The 13,193-nt window shown below is 60.8% G+C and carries 14 protein-coding genes; 2 read left to right on the plus strand and 12 right to left on the minus strand.

The window, feature by feature from the left end:
- Nucleotides 1-65: 65 nt before the first annotated feature.
- From rseP to EFD55_RS10075, 12 genes are all read right to left on the minus strand, one after another.
- On the minus strand, nucleotides 66-1,199 hold the full coding sequence (rseP, locus tag EFD55_RS10020) for an RIP metalloprotease RseP (RefSeq protein ID WP_125844813.1): 1,134 nt from the start codon (nucleotides 1,197-1,199) through the stop codon (nucleotides 66-68).
- A gap of 28 nt (nucleotides 1,200-1,227) precedes the next feature.
- Nucleotides 1,228-2,058 (minus strand): phosphatidate cytidylyltransferase, encoded by an 831-nt coding sequence (locus tag EFD55_RS10025; RefSeq protein ID WP_125844815.1) that lies wholly within the window; start codon nucleotides 2,056-2,058, stop codon nucleotides 1,228-1,230.
- The gene (locus EFD55_RS10030) at nucleotides 2,058-2,801 is read right to left on the minus strand and encodes an isoprenyl transferase (RefSeq protein ID WP_125844817.1); all 744 of its coding nucleotides are present in this window, start codon (nucleotides 2,799-2,801) and stop codon (nucleotides 2,058-2,060) included. The genes EFD55_RS10025 and EFD55_RS10030 overlap by 1 nt, the downstream gene beginning before the upstream one ends.
- A gap of 37 nt (nucleotides 2,802-2,838) precedes the next feature.
- On the minus strand, nucleotides 2,839-3,399 hold the full coding sequence (frr, locus tag EFD55_RS10035; protein WP_125844819.1) for a ribosome recycling factor: 561 nt from the start codon (nucleotides 3,397-3,399) through the stop codon (nucleotides 2,839-2,841).
- A gap of 52 nt (nucleotides 3,400-3,451) precedes the next feature.
- On the minus strand, nucleotides 3,452-4,174 hold the full coding sequence (gene pyrH, locus EFD55_RS10040) for a UMP kinase (protein WP_125844820.1): 723 nt from the start codon (nucleotides 4,172-4,174) through the stop codon (nucleotides 3,452-3,454).
- 96 nt (nucleotides 4,175-4,270) lie between these two features.
- Nucleotides 4,271-5,197, minus strand: coding sequence for a translation elongation factor Ts (gene tsf, locus EFD55_RS10045; protein ID WP_125844822.1), 927 nt, complete (start codon nucleotides 5,195-5,197; stop codon nucleotides 4,271-4,273).
- 240 nt (nucleotides 5,198-5,437) lie between these two features.
- Entirely contained in the window at nucleotides 5,438-6,205 is a 768-nt protein-coding gene (rpsB, locus tag EFD55_RS10050) for a 30S ribosomal protein S2 (RefSeq protein ID WP_008526906.1), read from the minus strand.
- 219 nt (nucleotides 6,206-6,424) lie between these two features.
- On the minus strand, nucleotides 6,425-7,531 hold the full coding sequence (locus tag EFD55_RS10055) for a substrate-binding domain-containing protein (RefSeq protein WP_125844824.1): 1,107 nt from the start codon (nucleotides 7,529-7,531) through the stop codon (nucleotides 6,425-6,427).
- The gene (locus tag EFD55_RS10060) at nucleotides 7,531-8,148 is read right to left on the minus strand and encodes a 5-bromo-4-chloroindolyl phosphate hydrolysis family protein (RefSeq protein ID WP_125844826.1); all 618 of its coding nucleotides are present in this window, start codon (nucleotides 8,146-8,148) and stop codon (nucleotides 7,531-7,533) included. The genes EFD55_RS10055 and EFD55_RS10060 overlap by 1 nt, the downstream gene beginning before the upstream one ends.
- Before the next feature lie 7 nt (nucleotides 8,149-8,155).
- Nucleotides 8,156-9,724, minus strand: coding sequence for a substrate-binding domain-containing protein (locus EFD55_RS10065; RefSeq protein ID WP_125845094.1), 1,569 nt, complete (start codon nucleotides 9,722-9,724; stop codon nucleotides 8,156-8,158).
- A gap of 14 nt (nucleotides 9,725-9,738) precedes the next feature.
- Nucleotides 9,739-10,812 (minus strand): toxic anion resistance protein, encoded by a 1,074-nt coding sequence (locus tag EFD55_RS10070; protein ID WP_125844829.1) that lies wholly within the window; start codon nucleotides 10,810-10,812, stop codon nucleotides 9,739-9,741.
- A 199-nt stretch (nucleotides 10,813-11,011) separates the two neighbouring features.
- Nucleotides 11,012-11,848 carry a cell envelope integrity EipB family protein gene (locus EFD55_RS10075; protein ID WP_125844831.1) on the minus strand — a complete coding sequence of 279 codons (837 nt, stop codon included), beginning with the start codon at nucleotides 11,846-11,848 and terminating at the stop codon, nucleotides 11,012-11,014.
- Between the two features lie 136 nt (nucleotides 11,849-11,984).
- Between EFD55_RS10075 and EFD55_RS10080 the strand changes: the two genes are divergently transcribed.
- Nucleotides 11,985-12,455, plus strand: a complete 471-nt coding sequence (locus tag EFD55_RS10080; protein ID WP_125844834.1) for a RidA family protein — start codon at nucleotides 11,985-11,987, stop codon at nucleotides 12,453-12,455.
- Complete coding sequence (locus EFD55_RS10085; protein ID WP_125844836.1) at nucleotides 12,452-13,171, plus strand: glycerophosphodiester phosphodiesterase; 720 nt, start codon at nucleotides 12,452-12,454, stop codon at nucleotides 13,169-13,171. Before EFD55_RS10080 ends, EFD55_RS10085 begins: the two co-directional genes overlap by 4 nt.
- Nucleotides 13,172-13,193 lie beyond the last annotated feature (22 nt).

Raw genomic sequence — 13,193 nt, forward strand, 5'->3', positions numbered from 1 at the left:
TGACCCATTCGCCACTACAGCCTTGAAACATCGTAAATAAATAGTAATTCCCTCACCCTGCGCGTTTATCCTATGAGCGCGCTAATGTCGTTCCAAGTCGCAAAAACCATCAATGTAAGTACCATGGCCAAGCCGATGCGAAATGCAATTTCCTGGGCCGCAGAGCCCAGCGGTTTTCCCCTGACCGCTTCCACCGCATAGAACATCAGGTGGCCGCCATCAAGTACCGGAACCGGCATCAGGTTAAGCAATCCTATCGAAACTGAAAGCACCGCAGCGAGCTGCAGCACCGCACCTATACCAAGCGTAGCCATCTGGCCCGAAGCTTGCGCCACACGGATCGGCCCGCCCAATTGATCTGCCCGCATCGATCCGGTGAGGAGATTGCCGATATATTTGAAGGTGCCGGTGACAATATCCCGGGTCTGGATCACGCCCTCGCGCAGCGCCTGGAGTGGCGTATAGGTCTGCAGGCGGAAATGGCCGACTTCCTGATTGGTCACAATGCCGATCAGGCCTACCTCGATCTTGTTGCCGAACTGGTCGGTCATGTCGGTGCGTTGCGGCACCATCGGCAGGTCGAGCTTTTGACCGCCGCGCTCGATCGTCACGACGATCTTCTGGTTCGGGCGGATGCTGACATAGCGCCGCACGTCGTCGAAAGTCTCGACCTTGCCGCCGTCGATGGCGACCAGCAGATCGCCAGGAAGAATGCCGGCGGCGGCAGCCGCGCTCTCCGGCTTGACCTCGGCCACGACGGGATCGGCGACCGTGCGGCCATAGACCGCGAAAAGAATGGTGAAGATCGCGATCGCCAGCAGAAAATTGGCAATCGGGCCGGCCGCGACGGTTGCCGCACGTTTCCACAGCTTTGCGCCGGCAAAGGAGCGCGCCCTGTCCTCCTCGGACATGGCTGCAAGCTTATCTGCGTCGGGTTTGCTCGATGCATCCTCGTCGCCGAAAAACCGGACGTAACCGCCGAGTGGGATCACCGAAATCTTCCAGCGCGTTCCATGGCGGTCGGTAAAGCCAAAAATTTCGGGACCGAAGCCGACCGAAAAGGCAAGGATGCGGATGCCGCTCCAGCGCCCGACGAGATAGTGGCCCATCTCGTGCACGAAGACGAGCAGCGAGAGCACGAGGACGAAGGGAACGATATAGCCCGTCAGAAATCCGAATATGCCAGTCACCGCTTCCATGTGTTTCTTCCGTCAGGCTGCCGCGTCATCAGAGGCCGAACAATGCCGCACCGAGCGACGTCATTCCGCTTCCCTTTATCAGGGAAAAAAGCCCAGCAAGCAAGAACGCCGAAAAACAGGCGAAAATCAGTCCGTCGACCCGGTCCATGACGCCGCCATGCCCCGGAATGAGACGGCTTGAATCCTTGACCCCGAATTTTCGCTTGATGAACGATTCGAAAAGATCGCCCGACTGACTGCAAACCGACAAAACGAGCGCCACGCAAGCGGCGATGACTTCAGTGCCGGGAAGAAGAAAATGCACGAGAACGACGCCGGCTGCGACCGCCGAAACGGCGCCGCCGATTGCGCCCGACCATGTCTTTCCAGGTGAGATCGAAGGCGCCAGCTTCGGCCCGCCAAGCGCCCGACCGACGAAGTAGGCGAGGATATCGGTTGCCCAGACGACGGCAAAGACGAAGAGCATGGCGTAAAGGCCGGGCCGATCATCGCTTCTGATCGCGGCAAGCGCCAGGCCGGTAGCACCGGCATAAAACAAGCCCGCGGGAAACCAGCGGCTCGTGCCGTGCAGGATGATCAGGGCGATGCCGACGGCGGTAACGCCGACCAGCATGCCGGCGGCAAATTCGAAATTGCCGATTAGCACGAGGAAAGCGATCGCCGCCTCGCCGATCCAGCCGACGACATTGGCGACCCAGTCGCGCGCGATGCCGGTAATCCGGGACCATTCATAATAGATCAGCAGGCCGATTGCGGCCGCAAGAACGCGGAAGGCAAGGCCGCCATACCAGGTGGCTGCAAGAACGATGACAGCAAGAACCAGTCCTGAAACGATGCGGAGCTTCAGTTCCCTCTGCATCAGGTGCCGACCGCAGCTGCCTGAGATGACAGGCCGCCGAAGCGCCGGTCGCGAGAGGCAAATTTTTCGAGCGCCGAACGGAAGACCTCAGGGCTGAAATCCGGCCAATATTCCGGAAGAAAGACGAATTCCGAATAGGCGGCCTGCCAGAGAAGGAAATTGGAAAGCCGCTCCTCGCCGCTGGTGCGGATGATAAGATCCGGATCAGGGATACCCGCCGTGTCGAGCCGGGCGTTGATCAGCGCTGGCGTGATGTCCTGCGCCCTAAGGCGACCGTCCTCGACGTCTCTTGCCAGGCTCACCACAGCGCGCGAGATTTCGTCGCGCGAACCGTAGTTGAAGGCGATGACGAGCGTCAGCGCCGTATTCTCCTTGGTCGTTTCCTCGGCTTCGAGCAGCAGGCCGAGAATGTCGCTTCGCAGACTGTGACGGTCGCCGATCACTTTGATCCGCACGTTCTGCCGATGGAGCTCCGCAAGGTCGCGCCGAATGAAAGCCTTGAGCAGACCCAGCAGATCGGAGACCTCGGCTTCGGGTCGGCGCCAGTTCTCAGAGGAGAAGGCAAAGAGGGTCAGATATTTGATGCCCACGGCGCCGGCGGCGCGCACCGTCTCGCGCACCGTCTCGACACCCTTGCGATGGCCCATCGTGCGCGGCAGGCCGCGCTGCTTGGCCCAACGACCATTGCCGTCCATGATGATGGCAACATGCTCTGGCACAGTTACAAATGCAGATTCCGACATTTCCCGTCCGGTCTTTCTCGGCAAAGGCACAGATCCCTTAGACCTGCATGATTTCCTTTTCCTTCTCGGCAAGCAAGCGGTCGATCTCGGAAATCGTCTCGTCGGTCATCTTCTGTACGCGTTCCGACTGCGCCCTGCCCTCGTCCTGGCCGATCACGCCATCCTTTTCGGCTTTCTTGAGGCCGTCCATGCCGTCGCGGCGGACGTGGCGAATCGCTACCTTGCTCTTTTCCGCATAATCGTGAGCCACCTTGACGAGCGACTTGCGGCGCTCTTCGTTCAGTTCCGGCAGCGGAATGCGCAGGTTCTGGCCGTCGACGATCGGGTTAAGGCCGAGATTGGATTCGCGGATGCCGCGATCGACGGCGCCGACCATCGACTTGTCCCAGACGGAAACCGTCAGCATGCGCGGCTCGGGCACGGTGATGTTGGCGACCTGGTTCAGCGGCATGCGCGAACCATAGGCCTCGATCGTCACAGGATCGAGGATATTGGCCGAAGCACGGCCAGTGCGCAGCGACGCGATGTCGCTCTTGAAAGCGGAAACCGCGCCATCCATGCGACGCTTCAGTTCCTTGATATCGATACCTTCACTCATGTCGATGCTCCCGTCTGGCGAGGGCTGCGCCGAAAACGCGGCGCAGCTTATATCAGTTGTCGGAGACGATGGTCTTGAGGCCACCGCCCGTCAAGATTTCAGCAAAACCGCCTTTCTCGTGGATCGAGAAGACGATGATCGGAATGGAGTTTTCTCTGGCGAGCGCCACGGCGGCAACGTCCATCACCGCAAGCCCCCTGTCCAGAACTTCCTGATGCGTCAGGCGATCGAGGCGGGTCGCATCGGGATATTTCTTCGGGTCGGCGGTATAGATGCCGTCCACCTGCGTACCCTTGAAGATCGCTTCCGCGCCCATTTCAGCAGCACGCAGTGCCGCGGCGGAATCGGTGGTGAAGAAGGGGTTGCCGGTACCGCCGGCAAAGATCACCACGCGCCCCAGCGACAGATGATAGAGGGTTGCGCGCTGTGAAAAGCTTTCGCAGATCTCCGGCATGGAGATTGCCGAAAGCACGACTGTATCGATGTTCAGCTTGCGCAGCGAAGTCGCCAGCGCCAGCGCGTTGATGATGGTGCCGAGCATGCCCATGTGATCGCCGGTGACCCGATCGCCACCCTTGGACGCCACCGCAACACCGCGGAAAATGTTGCCGCCACCGACGACGACGCCGACTTCCACGCCCATATGCCTAGCTTCGGCGATATCAGATGCAATACGGTCCGCCACCGTGACATCGATCCCGAAACCCTGGCTACCCATGAGCGCTTCGCCGGAAGCCTTGAGTAGAACGCGTTTATAGACAGGCTCTAAAGACATCTTGGCTCCTCGTAAATTGCCGTGAATGCCCGATACACGAAGGGCATCGCGTTGTCACGCGATGCCCTTCGTGTTTTCCCAATTATGGGTGGAAGATCAGCCCTTGACGGCAGCCGCAACTTCGGCTGCGAAATCGGTCTCTTCCTTCTCGACGCCTTCGCCGAGCAGAAGACGAGCCATGCCGGTGACTTCGATCGGCGCGCCGACAGCCTTCTCAGCTTCCTTGATGGCAGCTGCGACAGTCAGGTCAGGATTGATGACGAAAGCCTGCGAGAGAAGTGCGACTTCCTCGAAGAACTTGCGCATGCGTCCTTCGACCATCTTCTCGATGATGTTGTCGGGCTTGCCCGAAGCGCGCGACTGCTCGATGAAGACGTTGCGCTCGCGTTCGGCGACGGCGGCATCGACTTCTTCCGGGCGGATCGCCAGGGGCGCTGTTGCAGCGATATGCATGGCGACCTGACGGCCGATCGCGTTCAGGGCTTCCTTGTCGCCGGTCGACTTGAGAGCGACGAGAACGCCGAGCTTGCCGAGACCGTCGGAAACGGCATTGTGGATATAGGTGGCGACGACGCCGTCTTCGACGGAGAGAGCGACTGAACGGCGGAGGTTCATGTTCTCGCCGATCGTTGCGATCGCATCCTTGATCGTGTCGGAAACGGACTTGCCGGATGCCGGGTAGGTCGCAGCGGCAACAGCTTCTACGGTGCCGTCTGTGGAGACGGCGACCTTGGCGATGCCGCGGACGAGATCCTGGAAGGCATCGTTACGGGCGACGAAGTCGGTTTCGGAGTTGACTTCGACGACGACGGCCTTGGTTCCGGCGCTCGCCACGGCGATGAGGCCTTCGGCAGCGGTGCGGCCGGACTTCTTGTCGGCCTTGGCGATGCCCTTGGCGCGCAGCCAGTCGATCGCCGCTTCCATGTCGCCATTGGTTTCAGCAAGAGCCTTCTTGCAGTCCATCATGCCTGCGCCGGTCTTCTCCCGCAGTTCCTTCACCATTGCAGCCGTAATCTCGCTCATTAGCTTCCTCTTGTCGGTTCATACGGTGGGCCGCAAAGCGCGGCACGGCACCGGATTGACGCACGAAATGTACTTGTATGTATGACAGCGTGATGAAGACGCGCCATAACGAAACTTATCTGGCGAAGCGCCCGATGCCTTCGCCCTGAAACAGGCAAGGCCGCCGAACTTCGATGAGTCGCGAGCGGCCTTTCCCAGTCTCTGCAAGCTTTGGCGGATTTTTCGGTCCGCCCGCTTTCATCAGCCTTCGGCTGCCTCCTCGAGAGCCGGCTCGACCGGAACTTCGGAGGATGCGCCGAGATCGCGGCCGGAAGAGCTCTGCTGACGCGCGATGCCGTCGATGGCTGCGCGGGAGATCAGCTCGCAGTAAAGAGCGATCGCACGCGATGCGTCGTCGTTGCCCGGGATCGGATAGTCGATCAGGTCAGGGTCGCAGTTCGAATCGATGATGGCGACGACCGGGATGCCGAGGCGCTTGGCTTCGTCGATCGCGATCTTTTCCTTGTTGGTGTCGATGATGAACATCAGGTCGGGAGTGCCGCCCATATCGCGGATACCGCCGAGAGCCTTGTCGAGCTTTTCACGCTCGCGCTCGAGGTTCAGGCGTTCCTTCTTGGTGAAGCCCTGGGCTTCGCCACCGAGGATTTCGTCGAGCTTGCGCAGGCGCTGGATCGAGTTGGAGATCGTCTTCCAGTTCGTCATCATGCCGCCGAGCCAGCGCGAGTTGACGTAATACTGGGCCGAGCGCTTGGCGCTGTCGGCGATGATCTCCGACGCCTGGCGCTTGGTGCCGACGAAGAGAACGCGGCCGCCGCGGGCAACGGTGTCGCTGACGACCTGAAGGGCGCGCGACAGCATCGGAACGGTCTGTGCCAGGTCGATGATGTGAATGTTGTTACGATCGCCGAAGATGTACGGCTTCATCTTCGGGTTCCAGCGGTGAGTCTGGTGACCGAAGTGAACGCCTGCCTCGAGAAGCTGGCGCATAGAAAAATCAGGCAATGCCATGCCTTTATACTCCTTTTCCGGTTGAACCTCCGCAAGGCGAACAGCATCCTCTTCGAGAACGCCACCGGCGGAACAGCCCGGATTTCTCCCGGACGATCCCATGCCTTACGTGTGGAATGCCGGTGCCCATACATTCGATTTGACGCAAAAGCAAGGCTCATGCCAAAAAATCGACTTTATTCGGCCGAGGCGGCGACTGTCCGCTCCCACAGACGCCGCTCAGCTTGCCAGCGTCGACAGCAGCGACAGCATGACACCGGCATCAGGCATCGGCAGGACGGCGTCGACCTCGGCGGGCAGCAGGCCGGATACGGCGCTGTCCGCATTGCCGGTGGCGGTCCCGAGCGGACCGCGGAACCCATGCCTTGTCCAGGCGAGCTCCTGCAGCCGCGGGCTGGACAGCGCCTCGATCAACCGGTTGGCGGTCTCGTCAACAACGATCAACGGATGCGCGGAATAGACGGTTGGGCGTGGATAGAGCACCACCGGCTTTGCGCCTGCGCTCGCCTTGATGCGATCCCAGCGCGTGGGATCGGCGAGGATCCATTCGACCAACTGATTCTCATAGCCGACGATCATCGGCTCGCCGCCAAGGCCACCAGCCAGATATTGGTCGAAAAGCTTGCCCGACGAAGGCGACTTGAATCCCATGTTGCGGAAGATCGCCTGCACCTTGCCGCCGAACGTGGCAAGATCGGCCGACGTCGCGACATTACCGCTGAAAAGGCTGAGGACAAGGCCTGCGAACATGAAGCCGGAATTGGAGCGGTTCGGATCGGTCGAGACGATGCGGGCGCGGCCGTAGAGCGAATTGACGCCGAGCTTCGACCAGTCGGCGCCGGCAAGGATAGCGTCCAGCAGCGCCTTCAGGTCGAGCTGGTGATGCCCTTCATTCGTCACCGTCACCAGTCCCGCTTTCACCAGTCCATCGACCACAGGCTGCCAGGAATAGACGACGACGGGCGTGTTCAGCACAACGCGGTCATTGCGGATGCCGAGACCGTTCTGCCTGGCGATATCGACCATGATCGAGGAGGACGGCCAGAGGAATTGCGGATGCTGCGACAGCAGCGCCTGTTCGCGCACCATCTCGACGGAGCCGGCCACGCGGCTATCCACCGTCAAGCCATATCCGCCGAGCGCCCTGATGACATCCGGATCGGCCAGGAAGGCCTCCTTCTCCCCGCCCACGAAGCCGAACAGCGTCGTGCGGCTGCCGAGCAGGCCCTGCAATTCCGGCCGGTCGCGGACGGCGAAATAACCGCCCGTGCCGACGACGCCGGCTCCGAGCAATCCCACTCCAAAAGCGCGACGAGAAAGGGCCATCAGCGTCCGATATCCTCTTTGAGCGATGCCTGGATCAGGCGCAGATCGGTGTCGAGCGTGCCGAGCGCCTCGTCGACCAGGCTATCGGCATAGTGGACGAAGGCCTCTTCGAGCTTCACCAGCACGGCGCGGACATCCTCCAACTGCTTCGCGTCGGGGACGCGCTTGGCCTCGATAACGGCAAAACCTTCCGCCACCTCGGCGGCGCGCGGCAGATAGTAGGATAGGAACCGCCGCACGGCATTGGCGTTTTCGGGTTTGGCCTCGACCTTGCGAAAGACATCGGCAGCGATTTCGGCAAGGTGGCGGACAGCGGTTGCGGTCTGACGATCGCTTATCGTGTCGGCGGCGGCTTCCAGCCGCTGCGCAAAGGGAACGGCGGCCTCCAGCAGATCACGGGCAAAGGCGACGCGCCCGCTGCCGATGCTCTTGATATCGAGGCCTTCGAACAGCCGGCGCGGCGCCAGCAGAATAACGAGGCCGGCAAAGACCAGAACGGCGATGATGGCGGCGATCCAATAAGGCATGCCGGCAACGAAGCTCAGCAGCGGCACGGTGATTGCCGCCGCCAGTCCCGCCACGATCCAGTTGCCGTCATTGCCGAGCCAGTTACGCATCCCCGTCCTAATTATAGCCGCGCGCGGTGCGGAAGGCGGTCGCGAGATCCGAACCGCCGTCGAATACGCGCGCCGAGGTGAGCTTGGCGAGGCTGTCGAGCTGGGTTCTGTCGGCATCGCCGAATGTGATGCCGAAGATCGGCACATGCGGCTCCATCGCGTTCCATTCGCGGGTGAAAGCCTGGCTTTGATCATCGGACTTCCCATCCGTCATGATGACGATGGCAGGCAGATAGGTCGAGAGCCTGTCGGTTCTGGCGATCTGCTGCAAGGCGCGTTCAGCGCAGGCATACATGTTGGTGCCGCCATTGGCCTTCTCTCGGGAAACTTCGTTCAGCAGCCCTTCCTGCTCCAGCGGGTTTCCGCTCGCCATGAAGGTGTTGCGCACGCTGCTATCGAAAGGAATAACGATGATCTGGTCGGCGGGCGACCATTGCACCAGCACCTTGCTCGCCTCGTCTGGTGTCAACAGGAAACGCATCGCCTTCTGCAGCTGATCCTCGCCGTTCCCCTGCATCGAGCCGGAAAAATCGAGGCAGAGCGCGGTCAGAGACGGCTTGCGCAGCGCGGCCTGATAAAGGGTGAGCGCCTGGCGGATGACGCCAGGCTCCGGCATGCGGATGGCGGTTACGAGCCGGGTGGGATCGAAATTCCAGTTCGGTTCCGGTTTGGCGGCAACGTCGGTCAGCGGAATGCGTCGGCCGGTATCGGCGATGCGCTGCTGCACGGGGGCCGACCTGAGATAGGCGAGCAGATCGTTGAAGAAGGTCTGAACCTCGGGCCCGCGGCCGTGATCGATGAAGCCGATCGGCGAATCCGCCATGGCCACGCCATCGGCCGGATAAATCGCGTAAAGCGGCTCCTGCGACAGGGCGGCGAGCTTGTCGTTGGTCTCCTTCAGCACCGCCTCGTAGTTCCACATCGCGTCGTAGAGAGTGCCCTTGCTGGCGGCGCCGATGTAAAGGTCGGCGAGCCAACCCGAAGAACCTGAGGAACGCTCTACTCCTGAGAGCAGCGAGCGGACACTCTCCTGGGCGCTTTTGTTGTCGAGATCGCCAGGTTCGATCACCGGCCTGTTGCCGAGTGCGCTCGACAACATGGCGAGATAGGCGCTGGCGCCCGAGTTGGATTGCGTCGCCGATGTCATCAGGAATTTCAGCGATCCGCCTTCGACAGCGGCGAGGATGTCCTTCATGAAGACGTCCTTGCCGATCCAGCCGAGCTGCTGTGCCTTCGACCTGCGCACGCCCAATACCACCGGCGTTTGCGCGACCGAGGTCAGGCTCTTGACGCGACGCCTGGTGTCGAACATGTCGACCCAGACACTTGAGGCCGGCCAGACCGCGTCCTGCTCGACGCCCTGCTCACTCTGCAGCGCCAGGCCGATATCGAGCGTGCCTTCGTATTTGAAAGTGCAGGTGGCGTTCTTCTGCTTGCAGAATTCCTCGACGATCGGTTGCAGGACGGTGTTCTCCGACCCCGAGACGATCGAGAAATCCGGACCCCGGCTGAAGGGACCGCAGCCCGCAAGGGAAAGTGCGGCAAGAAGTGCCAAGCCCGAAAGCAGCGTTCGCATCGTCGTCTTGCCGATCACGCTTGGGTCATCGCCTTCTTGAGTTCAATCGTCATCTGCTCCATCTGCTGCTCGGCGAGCGCCCGCTTCCGGCGCCCCTCCTCCTGAACCTGAAGCACGCCTGATATGGTGTCGATCAGATCCTTGTTCGCCTTGGCGAGCGTGTCGATGTCGACGATGCCGCGCTGCGACTGCTGTTCGATAGCGATCGCCTGGTCCTTCATCATTTCCGATGCCTGGCGGATCATGTCGTTGGTGGCGTCGGTCACGGCCTTCTGCAGGTCAAGCGCCGATTTCTGCCGTGTCAGGCCAAGCAGGATCACCATCTTCTGCTTCCAGGCCGGCACCGTCAGCGCCGAGGTTGCCTGCAGGTTCTCAATCAGTGTTTCGTCGCCCGCCTGGACGATGCGGATCTGCGGCAGTTGCTGGATGCCGAGCTGGCGCGCCTGCTGCAGGTAGAACACCCGCTTCTCCAGCCGGTCGAGCGCCTGCAGGCTGTCCTGATAGTTCTGCGCCTCCAGCATGCCGCCGCCGGGGCCGGTCGCAGCGGCTTCAGCTTCGGCCTTCAGCTTCGGCAGCTGGACGCTACGGAAACGCTCGGCGAAATTCTTGCCGGCCTGCACATAGGCGTCGAGGCGCATGATCGACTGCCTGGTTTCCTCATGCAGGTCGTCGAGTAGCGCGATGTCGCGCCTCAGCGTATCCTTGTGACGGTCGAGCTCAAGGCCGATCCGGTCGATCTGGCCGGCCACATCCTCGAACTCCTCCTTGAAGCGTTCGAGCCGCGCCTTGGCCGAGAGAAAGATGCGGCTGAGGAAACCCTTGTCCTTCAGCGATGCCGGATCGAGGCTCTTCGACTTGAGGATGATGTCGGTCAGCAGGCGGCCCACCTCGCCGAAATCCTTGTTCCGGACCTCGCGCAGTATCCTGTCGGCATAGTCGCTGACCGCCTGCTGGGCACGATCGCCATAGACGGAAATGCCGGCGCGGTCGGTGATGCTGATGCTATCGGAAATACGGGCAATTTCCGCCGGATCGGCGACGACCGACAGGGCGGCGTTCTGAACAGTCGCGACGTCGGTATCTGCCATAGGTCGGGCTTTCCAAGCTTGCGGCGCACAATGGTCTTCGAGGCCCATCTTCGCAATAAACAGGCCTGGTCGCAATGGCTTGGCAGCAAAGATCGCAACCTCGAAGAGCACGACGACGCGCCAGCGACTCAGCCATTGCTGCTCGTCGAACCATAGTGAATATTATGATACAGTTTTATGACGGCGCAGAAGCCCCCGCCTACTTGCAGACCTCGGCCTTGCGATCGAGCAGCTCCAGCTTGGCGAGCTTTCCGGTCAGAACGAAATCGCCGTAATCCATCGTCAGATCGCGGGTGATGCCGTTCTCATAAAGCTTGAAGGACATGCGATAGACAGGCAGCGCATCCGATTTCGCATTCTCATTGAAATAGGCGATGGTCACCGGCCAGAAAGCAGCCTTTGAGAAGGCGCCGGCATTGCCGGCATCGGCCTCCTCGGCAAAAGGGACCTCCTGTTTACCGACGATCGTTGTCGTTACCAGCGACTTGTCGCCGTCATCCGAGCCGTCGAAGACACGGGCCTCGAAGAAGCGCTTGCCGTCCTTGGCATTCTGGATCACGTCGAGCATGTGCTCGGTCGGAAAACGGCTTTCGGCAAGCTGAAGTTCGCGGCTCGCCGGCTGCGTGAGATCAACCTTCACGCCATCGGGCTGGTCCTGGGCCGCGCCGTTGACCTCCTTGTCGAGCTGGTCGTCGGTGAAGGATTTCGTGTCGAAGGTGAATTTGCCGTCCTTCAGGTTTTCGAAAGTCTTCGTCTGCTGGTCGCTGACGCGCACGCTGTCGCCGGTGTTGATCTGCGTCACAAAGCGGAAATTGGTGGTGAAGCCCTTGCAGTAGCTGCCGTCGAATTCATAGACCATGCGGCCGTACATGCCGGCAATGCCGGAGCGGTCCGAGGCGTCTTTCAATTCCAGATCGTAGACGGCGCGATGTGCGACGAGGCCGGTCGCAATCGCAGCGCTTACCGCGGGCGCAGCCGCCCATGCATTGGCGGAAACGCTGGCGAAAAGCAGAGCGACAAGACCTGATCGGAACATTCATTAACTCCTGTTGGACTCGGTCGCGATGTTATAAGAACGCTTTCGGCCAAATCGAGGCTCGAACCTGTCATATTAAAGATTCCAGTCTTGATGCATAATTTTTGAAGAATTGACAACAAAAGCGGAGACGAAAATGTCCAATGAAATTGCAGCGCGCCTGACTGAGATGGGGATAACCCTGCCGGAAGCCGCAGCACCTGCTGCAAATTACGTTCCCTATGTCATCAGCGGCAATCTTCTCTACATCTCCGGCCAGCTGCCGCTCGAAGGCGGCAAGGTTGCAGTATCCGGCCATCTCGGCAAAACCGTCGATGTTGCAACGGGCCAGCGTGGCGCCGAACTCTGCGCCATCAACATCCTTGCCCAGGCGAAGGCAGCGCTTGGCGGCGATCTCGGCCGCATTCGTCGCATCATCAAGCTGAATGGCTTCGTCGCCTCGGCGCCCGACTTCGTCGAGCAGCATCTCGTCATCAACGGCGCCTCGAACCTGATTGCCGGCGTGCTCGGCGAAGCCGGCAAACATGCGCGTGCGGCCGTCGGCATGGCCGCCCTGCCGCTGAACGCTGCCGTCGAGATCGATGCTATCATGGAAATCGCAGAATGACCAATGCCGACTGGATCAAGGACGTGCCGGTTGCCCATCGCGGCTATCACGACCTCAACAGGCTTGTCTGGGAAAACACGCTTTCTGCCTTCTCGCGCGCCGTCGAAGCGGGCTTTGCGATCGAATGCGACCTGCATTACGCCTCGGACGGCGTGCCGATCATCTTTCACGACGAGGATCTGCAGCGCCTGTGCAATCTCAACGGCGACATCCGCGAGCGCACCTCCAGGGAACTCGGATTGATCGCCATCGGCGGCACCAGCGACAAGGTACCGACGCTGCGTCAGCTCCTCGATCTCGTCAAGGGCAAGGTGCCGCTGGTGCTGGAGCTCAAGGGCCGAGAAGCCGATGACGAGGGGTTTGCGGAAGCCGTGCTCGAGGTGCTCGAAGGCTATGAGGGCAAGGTCGCATTGATGAGCTTCGACCATTGGCTGCTGCGCGACCTGAAGGCGCTTGGCTCACCCTATCCGCTCGGGCTGACGGCCAACGGCAATACGCCGGAGGAGTTCGAGGCTCATGCGAAAGCAATGGCGATCGGTCTGGATTTCATCTCCTATTATTATGACGACCTGCCGAATGCCTTCATCACGGGCGAACGCGAAAAGGGCCTACCCGTCATTACCTGGACGGTGCGCGACGAAGAAGCGCGCCGGCGTACATTCGCAAACGCCGACCAGATGACCTTTGAAGGCTTCGATCCGCGTGTGGTAGTTTGACGCTCGCTTTTTGGCCAAGATC

The sequence above is a fragment of the Rhizobium pisi genome (genome assembly GCF_003938655.1).
Lineage (GTDB): Bacteria > Pseudomonadota > Alphaproteobacteria > Rhizobiales > Rhizobiaceae > Rhizobium > Rhizobium pisi.

What these genes read in the sequence shown, in the direction of transcription:
- EFD55_RS10060 (WP_125844826.1), bottom strand. Translation starts at nt 8,148, where the DNA reads ATGCGTAACTGGCTCGGCAATGACGGCAACTGGATCGTGGCGGGACTG.
- rpsB (WP_008526906.1), bottom strand. Translation starts at nt 6,205, where the DNA reads ATGGCATTGCCTGATTTTTCTATGCGCCAGCTTCTCGAGGCAGGCGTT.
- EFD55_RS10030 (WP_125844817.1), bottom strand. Translation starts at nt 2,801, where the DNA reads ATGTCGGAATCTGCATTTGTAACTGTGCCAGAGCATGTTGCCATCATC.
- frr (WP_125844819.1), bottom strand. Translation starts at nt 3,399, where the DNA reads ATGAGTGAAGGTATCGATATCAAGGAACTGAAGCGTCGCATGGATGGC.
- EFD55_RS10080 (WP_125844834.1), top strand. Translation starts at nt 11,985, where the DNA reads ATGTCCAATGAAATTGCAGCGCGCCTGACTGAGATGGGGATAACCCTG.
- EFD55_RS10065 (WP_125845094.1), bottom strand. Translation starts at nt 9,724, where the DNA reads ATGCGAACGCTGCTTTCGGGCTTGGCACTTCTTGCCGCACTTTCCCTT.
- tsf (WP_125844822.1), bottom strand. Translation starts at nt 5,197, where the DNA reads ATGAGCGAGATTACGGCTGCAATGGTGAAGGAACTGCGGGAGAAGACC.
- EFD55_RS10085 (WP_125844836.1), top strand. Translation starts at nt 12,452, where the DNA reads ATGACCAATGCCGACTGGATCAAGGACGTGCCGGTTGCCCATCGCGGC.
- pyrH (WP_125844820.1), bottom strand. Translation starts at nt 4,174, where the DNA reads ATGTCTTTAGAGCCTGTCTATAAACGCGTTCTACTCAAGGCTTCCGGC.
- rseP (WP_125844813.1), bottom strand. Translation starts at nt 1,199, where the DNA reads ATGGAAGCGGTGACTGGCATATTCGGATTTCTGACGGGCTATATCGTT.
- EFD55_RS10025 (WP_125844815.1), bottom strand. Translation starts at nt 2,058, where the DNA reads ATGCAGAGGGAACTGAAGCTCCGCATCGTTTCAGGACTGGTTCTTGCT.
- EFD55_RS10075 (WP_125844831.1), bottom strand. Translation starts at nt 11,848, where the DNA reads ATGTTCCGATCAGGTCTTGTCGCTCTGCTTTTCGCCAGCGTTTCCGCC.
- EFD55_RS10055 (WP_125844824.1), bottom strand. Translation starts at nt 7,531, where the DNA reads ATGGCCCTTTCTCGTCGCGCTTTTGGAGTGGGATTGCTCGGAGCCGGC.
- EFD55_RS10070 (WP_125844829.1), bottom strand. Translation starts at nt 10,812, where the DNA reads ATGGCAGATACCGACGTCGCGACTGTTCAGAACGCCGCCCTGTCGGTC.